Origin of the sequence: Thermogemmatispora sp. (assembly GCF_019683755.1) — a bacterium.
In the GTDB taxonomy this organism is placed as follows: domain Bacteria; phylum Chloroflexota; class Ktedonobacteria; order Ktedonobacterales; family Ktedonobacteraceae; genus Thermogemmatispora.
The window spans coordinates 1-10,928 of record NZ_JADGHT010000147.1 but is presented as its reverse complement, the minus strand read 5'-3'; the positions used below and the strand labels follow the sequence as shown (position 1 = coordinate 10,928).

Annotated in this window: 9 protein-coding genes; 2 read left to right on the top strand and 7 right to left on the bottom strand. The window is 58.5% G+C overall.

Features of this window, described 5'->3' with window-relative positions; translation table 11 throughout:
- The 5 genes from IRZ24_RS11095 to IRZ24_RS11075 all read right to left on the bottom strand — a co-directional run.
- Positions 1–599, bottom strand: a 599-nt coding sequence (locus tag IRZ24_RS11095; protein WP_297163944.1) for an ABC transporter substrate-binding protein, incomplete at its 3' end; no start/stop codon positions are given.
- A gap of 587 nt (positions 600–1,186) precedes the next feature.
- On the bottom strand, positions 1,187–2,926 hold the full coding sequence (locus IRZ24_RS11090; RefSeq protein ID WP_297163941.1) for a peptide ABC transporter substrate-binding protein: 1,740 nt from the start codon (positions 2,924–2,926) through the stop codon (positions 1,187–1,189).
- 398 nt (positions 2,927–3,324) lie between these two features.
- Positions 3,325–4,752, bottom strand: a complete 1,428-nt coding sequence (locus IRZ24_RS11085; protein ID WP_297163938.1) for a hypothetical protein — start codon at positions 4,750–4,752, stop codon at positions 3,325–3,327.
- A 187-nt stretch (positions 4,753–4,939) separates the two neighbouring features.
- Positions 4,940–5,716, bottom strand: a complete 777-nt coding sequence (locus IRZ24_RS11080) for a hypothetical protein (RefSeq protein WP_297163936.1) — start codon at positions 5,714–5,716, stop codon at positions 4,940–4,942.
- A gap of 230 nt (positions 5,717–5,946) precedes the next feature.
- Complete coding sequence (locus tag IRZ24_RS11075) at positions 5,947–8,175, bottom strand: tetratricopeptide repeat protein (protein ID WP_297163933.1); 2,229 nt, start codon at positions 8,173–8,175, stop codon at positions 5,947–5,949.
- A 210-nt stretch (positions 8,176–8,385) separates the two neighbouring features.
- Between IRZ24_RS11075 and IRZ24_RS11070 the strand changes: the two genes are divergently transcribed.
- Positions 8,386–8,817 carry a cyclic nucleotide-binding domain-containing protein gene (locus IRZ24_RS11070; RefSeq protein WP_297163930.1) on the top strand — a complete coding sequence of 144 codons (432 nt, stop codon included), beginning with the start codon at positions 8,386–8,388 and terminating at the stop codon, positions 8,815–8,817.
- A gap of 288 nt (positions 8,818–9,105) precedes the next feature.
- Here the strand turns inward: IRZ24_RS11070 and nrdR are convergent, their stop codons facing one another.
- Together nrdR and IRZ24_RS11060 are read right to left on the bottom strand one after the other, a co-directional pair.
- Entirely contained in the window at positions 9,106–9,564 is a 459-nt protein-coding gene (gene nrdR, locus IRZ24_RS11065; protein WP_052888556.1) for a transcriptional regulator NrdR, read from the bottom strand.
- A gap of 267 nt (positions 9,565–9,831) precedes the next feature.
- On the bottom strand, positions 9,832–10,116 hold the full coding sequence (locus IRZ24_RS11060) for a DUF6788 family protein (protein WP_297163926.1): 285 nt from the start codon (positions 10,114–10,116) through the stop codon (positions 9,832–9,834).
- A gap of 402 nt (positions 10,117–10,518) precedes the next feature.
- On the opposite strand from IRZ24_RS11060, the gene raiA reads away from it, so the two are divergent.
- The coding region (gene raiA / locus IRZ24_RS11055) for a ribosome-associated translation inhibitor RaiA (RefSeq protein ID WP_297163923.1) at positions 10,519–10,928 on the top strand (410 nt) is incomplete at its 3' end.

The window sequence follows — 10,928 nt, the reverse complement described above, 5'->3', positions numbered from 1 at the left end:
ACGTAGGAGCAGGGATAGGTGAGGGCATCGAGGAAATAGGTAGCCTTCTGGCGCGCCCGGATGACGACCGTCTCGGGATCGGGTGTGAGGACGCTGTCGCCGATGATGGTACGGATCTGTCCCTTGACCAGTTGATCGGCATCCTTAATAAGGCCCAGATAGGTAAGGGCTGTTGATGAGCGTTGTGCGGGCTGCAGCGCCCGATCAAGGCTGTAGGCAACATCCATTGAGGTCAAGGGGGTGCCATCGCTAAACTTCAGATTGGGTTTCAGATGAAAGGTCCATGTCAGGCCGTTGGGCGAGACTGTCCAGGAGCTGGCCAGTTGTGGGCGAACAACCAGGTCCTTATCCAGCGAGACCAGACCCGTGAAAACCATTTGGATTGCTGTCACGGAGGGAACATCAAAGGCTTGAGCGGGATCGAAGGTCGACAGATCGCTGATCCCTCGCTCCGGCTCGACAAAGACCTGCTGGCTAGGCGGAGCTTTACGCGCGGCAGTGGTATTCCCGGCATTGCCTCCGCAGGCTCCCAGCAGGATCACTAGCAGAGAAAGCAGGCCTGCAAGACCTGCCATGCTCACACGTTGCTGGGTAGACATAGGGAGCTTCTCCATTGCTGCTGAAAGCAAGCTGGCATGTTGGCTAGAGATCGATCACCAGTTGCCCTGGATAGTAGTGGACAGTAATAGTACTACTTGCTTGCTAACCAGCCAGAGAGCGAAGGCAGCCCAATTGTGCGGCGCTTGCTCTGGGGCGACTCGCCTCGCGATCGCTCCATCTGGCGAAGTGCGAGGCTACCAGGAGCGCTCTGATCCGATGCCGGTCTTCGGCCTGCTCCAGGCTGGAGGATAGTTGAAATGGGCAAGTGGCATCTGTAGTCTGGCACCACTGTTGGTGTTATGATACGGGGCTCCTCTGCCGGGAGCAAGCGCAGGAGCCGTCGGTAGGAAAGGAGGACCATGCGTGTGAGGGAAGCGCCAGATCAATCGGGCCATTGGAACCCTGGAGGGGGCTCAAGGCGCTGGACCATTGTAGTTGGACCCTGGCTCCTGAATCTCTCAGAGAGAAGGAGCAGCGGCAGAGGCGGCTAACTAACGCTCACAGCCTCTCTCGCCCAAAGAAGGGCCGCTCTGACAATCTGAGACCTAAGCTCTGCCGCTCTCCTTGGAGAGAGTGGGGAATCCCTTCACGACTGGCTTTCGACAACGTAGATGTTAGCCCAGTCATCGGGCGGAACAAGATTCATCCCATTGTCCTTGAAGCCTACCACCAACGGATTGCGTAGAAAGACGGTTTGCACCTGTTCCAGAGGCAACCAGGCGACGTCATTGACAAGCTGCTGTTCTGCCTCCTGGTAGAGGCGCAGACGCGTGGCTGGATCCAGTGTACTATCGGCCTCCGCCAGCTTCTTTTGCACGAGCTGTTGCATAGCAGCATCGCTGCTGACATTCTGGCCATAGTTCATATTATTGTTAGGAACGCCCTGACCGAACTGAGCCGAGAGCCAGTCCTGCGGGTCAGGATACTCAGCGACCCAGGCCAGACCCCACATCTGCAGTCCATTGGGGTTATTAGTGGCCGCCGTCACGCGGCTCAGAAGGGTATTATAGTCGACAGGGTCGGGGGTAACAGTGGCACCCAGATTCTGGTGCCACATCTCAATCAGAGCCTGGGCCTCCTGGTCAAGCGTGCTCAGCCCTGTAGCATAGGTTAGCCTAATAGGAGGCAGGCTTGACAGATGCTCTTCTTGCAGGCCTTGGGCTAGCAATTGGCGGGCCTTGGCCGGATTGCCGGTTAGGTTTTGCGTCCCATCGGGGCCTGTCAGCTTCGCGTTATACCCCGGCATACCTTGGGGCACAATATGGTTTGTTGGTAGCACGGTGCCTTTCCAGACCTGCTCGGCGATCGTGACCTTATTGATCGCCAGCGCGAAGGCCTGGCGAATATGAATATTATCGAAAGGCTTCACGAGATAGTTCATCGTGTAGTAGTTGATCCATAGCTGCGGTACCTGGTGAAAGTCTGCTCGCTTTTTATCACTGGCATAGCTGGTCAAGGGGACGCTGGTCAGATCGACCTGGCCACTCTGATAGGCATGGTAAGCATCGCTCGCCTGGCGGTAGAAAGAAAAGACGATGCGGCTCAACTGGGGTTTAGCTCCATAGTAGTGGGTATTTGGGACAAAGTCGATCTCCTGGCCGTGGGTATAGCGAGCCACCTTGAAGGGACCGGCGCCGCCGCCTTCGGTCAAATGATCACTAATGTTCCCGTGATATTTCTCGATAAGACGCTTCTCGACAACGAAGGAGCAAGGATTAGTGAGCATGCTCAAAAAGTAGGGAGCCTTCTGCCGTGTAATCAGCACGATGGTCTGTTTGTCCTGCACCAGAATACTATCGTTGATGAGCGTTGAAATGGTGCCGGCCAACAGCTTATCGGCATCGCGCAGGAGCGCCAGATAGAGAGGTGCAGTCGTCGAGCGGGTTGACGGTTGCAGTGCGCGATCAAGACTATAAGCCACGTCTTGGGCGGTCAGCGGCGTACCATCGCTGAACTTCAGATTAGGTTTTAGATGGAAGGTCCAGCTGAGGCCGTCGTTGGAGACCGTCCATGAGCTGGCGAGCTGAGGCCGGACCTGCAGCTGATCGTCAAGCTGGACCAGTCCGGTAAAGACGAGTTCAACGGCCCGAATTGCCGCGGGGTCAGTGACCAAGGCCGGATCAAGTGTTGTATAGTCTGAAAGGCCGATCTGCGGCTCGCGATAGACCTGCTTGCTGGCCGGAGCTTTTACCAGACGCGGCTGCCGATTGCCAATCTGACAGGAGGTCAACGTAAGCAAGAGAGCTAGCAGGCAGAGCGCAGTCGTCAAGCCCTGCTGAAACTGTCTACTCCTCTGCTTCTGAGGAAGATCGATCTGACTCATCATTCTTCTTGTGCTCCTGCAAAATCGCTGCGCTGAAAGACCTCTAAGGGAAGAACGCGGAGCGATGGGGAAAGCGTCGGCACAGAGCAGGGACAGGTTCCCAATCGTCATAACCAGGCTAGCTGCTAACCTCCCCTAATAGAGTAGCGACGGTCTGGGCGAGCAGGGAGCTGGCAGGCATATGAAGCGAGAGGCCGGGACCCAGAACGGTGCTGCTCGGCTCACTCCTTCCTCCTGCTACTGTCGTCCTGGCCTGATGCCTCATCTTCCAGCCTGCCAGCCGTGCAGATCCAGCGCTGATATCCCGGCCTCTCGTCTCAGAGAAGGGCTAACGACCTTGTCCCGGTTACCCACCCACTAGCGTCTGGGCGCTCCCATCGCTCCTATGCGTCTGAGCCGCTCTAGAGCGCTGATGTCAGTGTATTGCGTGGGGCCAGGGCCGCAGCCCGCAGGGCGGCCCGCAAGAAGACACTCAGATCGACCTCCGTGAGATCGCGAGGCCAACCCATGAACTCCTCGCCCGCCGCCTGTACAATCTGCAGAGTATGACCTTGATCAGCGGCAGCATCCGCCTGAGCCGCGACCAGGCCAATGGTCGCGAAAAGCGGCTTTGGCTCATAGCCAAGATTAAGGTAACGGCGGGCGGCCAAATAGGCGCCTTCGAGATCACGGGCCTCCAGCTCGCCTTGCAGCGTCTCCAGGAGGGCAGGAGCTAGCAAACCCCCGCCAACATGGACATGAGGAGTACTTGACTGTCTCTGGCCGCTGGCCAGTCCCAACTGCTTACGCAGCTCGTTAACAAAGACGGCTGAAGTGAAGAGCAGGGGAATCACCTCGATGTCTTGCACCTGGGCAAAGACCAGGCGCACAGCCGCGGCGTACAGAAGACCGTGAGCCGCCTGGATGAAAGCCGTACGATCCTCATCGCTGATCTGATGCAGAATATCTGCCGCCGTGAGCGCGATGACCGAGCCAACGGCGCGCGGCGAAGCTTGGCCCTGGATAAGCGTCTCATGAATGGCCTGGCAGACCTGCACTGGGCTGGCATCGCTCAGTAGAAGATCACGCAGAGGAAGGGCGCGTTCATTCTTCGGCGGCGAGATGCGTCGGCGGATCAGATCGAAATCGCCCTGGTGCTGAGCAACAAAGTCGCGCACGGTCCCGACCCAGGCTGGTTCCTCGCTGCGGATGGGCAGATGAGGGGCCAGCCAGTGAATAATATTGGGGACACGATCGCCCCATTCTACCGGATCGAGGAGCTGGTAGCCACGAACGGCAAACATCAGCGGGTGGCCCGCCTGATGGAAGGTCATCGCCAGCCCCTCATAGGTGCGAGCTTGCAGCGTACGGTAGTCGGCGCCGGTCGCATAGAGGCCGAAGAGGAGCCGCTCAGCCAACTCAGCCTGATTCTGATAGATGGCCTCGCGCATCAAAGCGCCAACGCTCTGCCCCTCTGGCAACTCGCTGGGGTAATAGGGTCGAGGGTAGTTGGGCTGCCTGCCTTGTCCCTCGCGTACCGCCGCGCTTGCCGCGCACAGAGCCTGGACCAAGAGCGGCAGCGGGCGTAAGCGATTCTCGACACTTTCACCTACCAGATGATCATAGGCATGTAACCAGCGACTCAGAACGCTGGCGGCGGTCAAGGTTAGTACGACGTGTCCTTCACGATCACCATGAGCGGCGATCATCCCAACGCGCCCGATTAGCACATCAATATCTGCTTTCCCATGAACCAGCTCCCGGGTCAGGCTGGCCAGGCGTGGCGCATCAGCCGCAGCCGCGGCCTCGACCAGCTCCGAGAGATCAACCCTCATGCCGACTGATGCCATAAAATATCTCCATTACCTTATTTGTTTGATTAGGATCATGATCAAACTCAAGCGAACAAGTGCCAAAGAGAAGGAAGCAAAGCCACAGAGGGAGGAGACAGACCAGCTGCTGACCGTGAACCCTGCGGCGCTGGGGCAGTGCCACACGAGCTGGAAAGGCTCGAGGGAGGAGAGAGAGGCACGCGCTTCAAGCAGACTGTTGCAGCTCGCGGATCGCCTGTTCGATGCGCGGAATGTCAGCGTATTCCTCATCGAGAAGCTTATAAGCGCGCTCCAGATACAGCTCAGCAATGCGAGCGGAGTGTTTGCCTGTATCGCAAGCTGCTGTGATCAGAGCGCTGCCTTTATACTTCTCGGGCAGGAGTCGTACGATACGCTGCATTTTCTGCCGGGTCTCCTGCAGCAAGTGAGTATCGTTCCCTTCGAGGGCGTAACGGGCGACCCCGACCAGCTTCCCCAGCTCTGCCAGGCGTTGGCGGTCAGTCATCGTCTGAAAGAGCAGCTCCTCCGGGTCCAAGTCATCCAAAGCCGGCAGCTCATCCTTTGTAGAGGAACGGCTAGCGGCCTCTTCGAAAGAGGCGCTGTAGTTCAGGTAGAGCTGGCCATACTCCTGACAAGCCTGAGCAGCCAACTGCATCTTTGCCGCTTCATCGCGCGGATGGATCGCCCCCAGCTCGCAGAGATCATCATCGCGATAGTGGGCCAAAGTGTGCAGATAGTCAAGGCCCTGTCCCTGCTCCAGCTCCTCCAACATGGGTGGAATGGGCATCACCTGCACATTAGGCTCATCCATTGGCAAGTGAGCGGCCAGGATTGAAGGCAGATATCTGGCCAAAGACAGAGGGAGAGGCGGCACCACACAGTAGGTATAGAAGATACGCCGCTCATCCTCGCTGCTGCGGGCGAAAAAGATCGCATGGCCTTTAGGGGCCTGGGGGTCACCACGCAAGAAGCGCAAATCCATAGTCTCCTCCCGTTGCTCGTGGCCTGTTCTTTATCTTGTTGCTAGCTAGATAATAAGGCGTTTAAAGCCCACTGGCAAGGTATCAGGTCAGCAACCCATCGTGACAGCCTGGCATGCATCTTCTCCTCCTGTGCTCCTCCTGCTCCTGCTGTGTCTGCCAGCCTGCCATACCTTACTCTAGCAGAGAGGGGGACCACCTGACCCTTGCCAATGGAGCCAAAGGGCCTTCCCTAAGAGGCCACATCCTTTCGAAGCTGGCGGAGGCGTTTCAGCAGATCCTTATTCGCGCTAATGGCCTCCTCACTCAAGTGTTCCCCTCCAGTGGGGATGCTCTCCTCATAAGCTTTCAGCTGCTCCTGCAGCTCGTGAGGACCAGCGAGGCGGACATACGACGCCAGCAGAGCGCGGGCCTGCTGCTCCTGATTCCGGCGCAGCTCAGTAATGGCTGCCTGGGCGTAGAGCGCCGCATATTGACGCATAAAGGGAGCTGTCCACTGCTCGGGGGAAGGCAGCGTCTGGCGCACCCCCTCGACGAGGCGGATCGCCTCTTGTAGCTCGCTGGCGGCCTCAGCGAGTCGTCCCTGAGCCAGTAGCACACCGGCGCGCTCATAGCGAGCATCTGACTCTCCCAGCGGTTGACCTTGCTGCTGGTAGAGGCGCAGGGCGCTCTCGAAGCTTGTCCAGGCCTCACTGAGCTGCTCGTTATTGCGGCGAGCCAGGCCCAGAGCCAGCAACGTTTCTGCTTGACCGGCCAGGTCCTCGTTTTGCTCGAAGCGTGCCAGGGCTGCCTCGCAACGTTCAATTGCCTCTGACCAGCGCTGCTGGCCGATCAGTACCTGAGCGCTACCCAGGGTTGCAGCGGCTATGCCGACAGGATTCTCCAACTGCTGAAACTGTCGTTCGGCTTCGGTATAGGTCAAGGAAGCCGCTTCCAGCTCGCTGCGGGCCAGGTAGGTGCGAGCGAGGGAGAGCAAGGCCTCGGTGGCAAGCAACGGCTCTTGGATGGCCTCGGCCCGTTGGCGTGCCTCGCTGAAGCGACCCTCAGCACGCCAGAACTCGCCGAGCGTCAGATACCACTCCCCCTCGACCAGGGCCAACAGCGGGCCAAGTCGTGCATGCAGCGGACCGGATTCAACGCATGAGCGGGCCTGATTGAGCTGCTCCCAAGCGAGTTGCAGAGCGCCACGGGCGATAGCCAGCCGTGCTTGACGGAGTGCCACCTCCGCCTGAGCGTAGGAGCGGAATGGCTCAACCAACTGAGCGGCCAGAGTAGCGGCCTCCTCATAAAGGGCATGAGCACGGGCGAGCTGGCCGCGTTGACGATGGATATCGCCCAGTCCAAGCAGGGCCTGACTTGGCAGAAGAGCGTTTGCGGAAAGATGCGCTTGCTGTTGGGCTGCCGAAAAGGTTTCCGCGGCCCGTTCCAGTTGACCGCGCCGTCGCAGAATCTCGGCTAGACAGAGCTGAGCCTCTGCCGTACCAGGACGGCGAGCAAGAGCCTGGTACGTGCGCAGAGCACGCTGCACCTGTGAATTCGCATAAGCCAGTTGACCACGGCGGAGATTAATCTCTCCCAACAAACGCAGTGCCTGGGCAAGTCCCAAAGCATTGCGCTGATCCTCATAGACCTGCTGAGCACGCTGTGCGCTAGCCAAGGCCTGCTCGAGCTGATTGTTAGCCAGCGCCACTGCTGCCAGGCCAAGACTACCATCGGCCTGGCCTAGCTCATACTCCAACTCTAGAGATCGCCGAATCACCTCGCCGAAGAGATCAGCAGCCTCGGAGAGCCGCCACTGTTCTAAACAGATCTGGGCCAGACCGTTCAGGGCATCAACAGCGCCATAATAGTCCCGCTGAGCCTCGTAGACAGCCAAAGCCTGTCTATAGGCCTCCTCAGCGGCTGTAAACTCCTGTGCCAGCCGGCGAGTATCGCCGTAACTGCGGCGGGCGTCCGCCTCCGTAATCGCCTCGCCCGCCTCCTGAAAAGCTGTAATCGCCTGTTGATAATAGGTAGCGGCTTGCGAGATATGGCCGCGCTGCAGCTCCAGATGGCCCAGAGCGAGCCAGACATTGCCCTGTCCCCTGGCTGAGCGCTGCTGCTGGTAGAGGAGGCCTGCTTCCTCGTAAGCCTGCTGAGCCAAATCAAGATGAGCCCGCTGCCGCTCCAGGTGGCCCAGGGCCATTGTCGCGGCAGCCTCGCTCAGCGGCTGCTCGGCCTGGCGATAATAGTTGCGCGCACGTGAGTAACTGATGATAGCACTATCGATCAGATTATTCTGCTGCTGAACCTCTGCGAGCAGCATACGGCTATCGCCAGCATGGCGATAGTCGCCAGCGAGGCGAAAGCGTACCTCGGCATCGCTGAAGGCCTCGGCGGCCTTATCGAGTTTTCCCTCATTGAGGGCATCGACTCCCTCGCGGAGCCGCTGGTGGGCCACTGAGATATCTTGCGTTGTCATGGCTCTTTGATCTCTCTAGCGAGTGGCTCGGGCATACGTTCATCTGGGTGTCTAGCAGTCGTCCCACTTATTGTAGTGCGTCGCCGTCAGAAAGTCAAAAAGGAGACAAGGCTGAGTCACTGTGATACAATACGGCAGGGCCAGAGCGATGGAAGCGTGGCAGGAGCCTGCTCGGGTAGCGAGCCAATTTTGGATAAGGAGCCATCTACAATGTATGAAGAAACACTAAGAAAGGTGAGCTTATTTTCTGGATTAAGCCAAAAAGAGCTGAAAGAGCTTGCTGGAAGTGCTCAGGAGAGGCACTACAGCGCTGGGACAGTCCTCTTTCATCAAGGGGATACAGGAACTGGCCTTTACATCATCACGGCGGGGCGAGTGCGTATTGTCCAGGCCAAGGACCCGGATCGAGCGGAGGAAGTCATCGGAACGGCGGGGCCAGGGGAAGTACTGGGGGAAATGGCCCTGCTAGATGATCTGCCACGCTCGGCCAGCGTCGTTGCCGAGGAAGAGACGACGGCCATCCTCCTGCCGATCTGGGAGTTTCGTTCCGTGCTACGAAGGCAGCCGGAGATCGCTCTCAAATTACTGAGCGTACTCAGCCGCCGCCTGCGCAAAGCGGAGGGGCGCCTCGCGGAGCGCTAAGGGGATCATTGTTGGTGGGCAACAAACGCGAAAGGGGTCAGACGAGAAGAAGGGGGACCGGCGCAGGGATGGATACAATGGGAGAGAATGGAAGGAGGCATCAGCACCAAAGGACAGCAAGACGCCAGAGTCCCCCCCCGCTCTACCAGCTCGGCGGGTGCAGCCGGCCCCAGACGAGAGGAGACCAACGCGGCGGATAGGAAGAGAACGCAGGTCTTCCTGCCACAGCGGTTAGTCAGGCCACTCTGCTCGGGTCGTGAGGGAGGCGGGATAAGCATGGTTCCAGGCTTATTCTGCCTTCTCGCGATTGAGCAGCTGCTGGATCTCCTCGAACATCGTTTCCACGTCTCCGAAGGAGCGGTAGACACTTGCGAAGCGGATGTAGGCAATCTTATCCATGCGGCGCAAGCGCTCCATGACCAGCTCACCGATCACGCTGCTGGGCACCTCCTGCCGGCCCATACGGTACAGCTCCTGCTCGATCTCATCGATGGCGCTTTCAATCTCTCCGACGGGCAGGGGCCGCTTCTCACAGGCTTTGCGAATGCCGATGTAGAGTTTCTGGCGGTCGAAAGGCTCGCGGCGCTGATCGCGCTTAATGACCATCAGGTGCGATGGCTCGACCCGCTCATAAGTACTAAAGCGCCCTTTGCAGCGTTCGCACTCACGTCTCCTGTGGATTGCGTCGCCGATATCACGCGAATCTTTGACACGTGACTCGGTGCCGCCACAATATGGACATTTCATCCCGCAGCTCCCAACTCTGGGTAGAATACTGTCGAGATGATTCTATCACATAAGTAGAAGTGGCGACAGAGACAAGGGAGCATTGCTTTCCGAGACCGAGGCTCTCTCGTCTCTCTCCCTACAAGAGGCAGAGGGAGCCGCCTCTCTCCTTGTAGGAACCGAGTAATGCTGATTTCGCCTGATCGGTCGACCTTCTCCCTGGAAGGTACTGGCAATCACTAGGACTGCTCATCTGGGGTCGGCTTGGCTTTTGCTGAGCTAGCTCTGTTAGCTGAGAACCGGCACCAGGGAGAGGCGCGTGTTTCCCCGACGTGCCTGACGCTCATCGCGCTGATCACCTGGCCGCTGCTTCCTCGCCTGCTCTGGTGACGAACTCCCTGCCGGTCGTTCTTTGCCAACATAGCCTGAGCGCAGCCGTGATCCCTCTCGCCAATAAGCGTACCAGTAGGGGCCATGTCCTTGCCCCTCACGACAGGTGCTGCAGGTCGGTTTTCCGCACTTGCGGTACTGGAGCTGATAGGTAATGTGGTGATCGCTCGGAATCTGCGCCATGAATGCCACTCCCCTTCCTTCATTCCACTGTGCAGACTTGCTGCAATGCTATCATTAGCTTAACAGCAATGGATGAACATTTTATGAATCCAGGACCGCCATAGATGAAAATTTGTTCATCTTTTGAGCATGCATCCGTTGTCGGAATGCAGCAATTCCATAACACCTTTTTCATGTTTCAGGGGAGCTGGAAGGACTGGGTGGCGACGCGGGTTGCTGCTAGCTAGGCGGTGGCTGGTCAGGCTGGTCATAGGGAGGTGAAGGATGGTATAATAAGCCGGACCCTGCTGCGCCCACGGTGCGGGTCTGCTCTCCTGCGTTTCATGGGGTTCAGGCGCCAAGGGCTGCCTGGGCACCTCAGCTGACCGGTGTTGTGGCCTTGGAAAGAGGGAGTCAAAAGCTATGCAGATCATCATCAAAGGCAAGCAGATGGAGGTCTTGCCTCGTCTGCGGCAGCACATCGAGCGCAAGGCTCACAAACTCACGCGTCTCATCTCTCCCCGCAACAATGCCGCCCGTCTCGAAGTTACCATTGCAGAGGAGCACACGCGCAGCGCCCAAGATCGCTACACTGTGCAGATCCTGCTGGCTGGAACGACGCCCATGCTGCGTAGCGAAGTTAGTGCCTCCAAAGCCACTGTGGCCTTTGATCAGGCGCTCAGCAAGCTACTGGCACAGTTCTGCCGCCAGAAAGATCGGCTGACCACCGCGCGTCGGCATCAACGTCTCCCCATTAAGGTGCTAGCGCTGGCGCGCTCGGGAAAGCTCTCGACGCTTGAAGAGGAGGGGAGGGCTGCTGGTACGGGTACGGC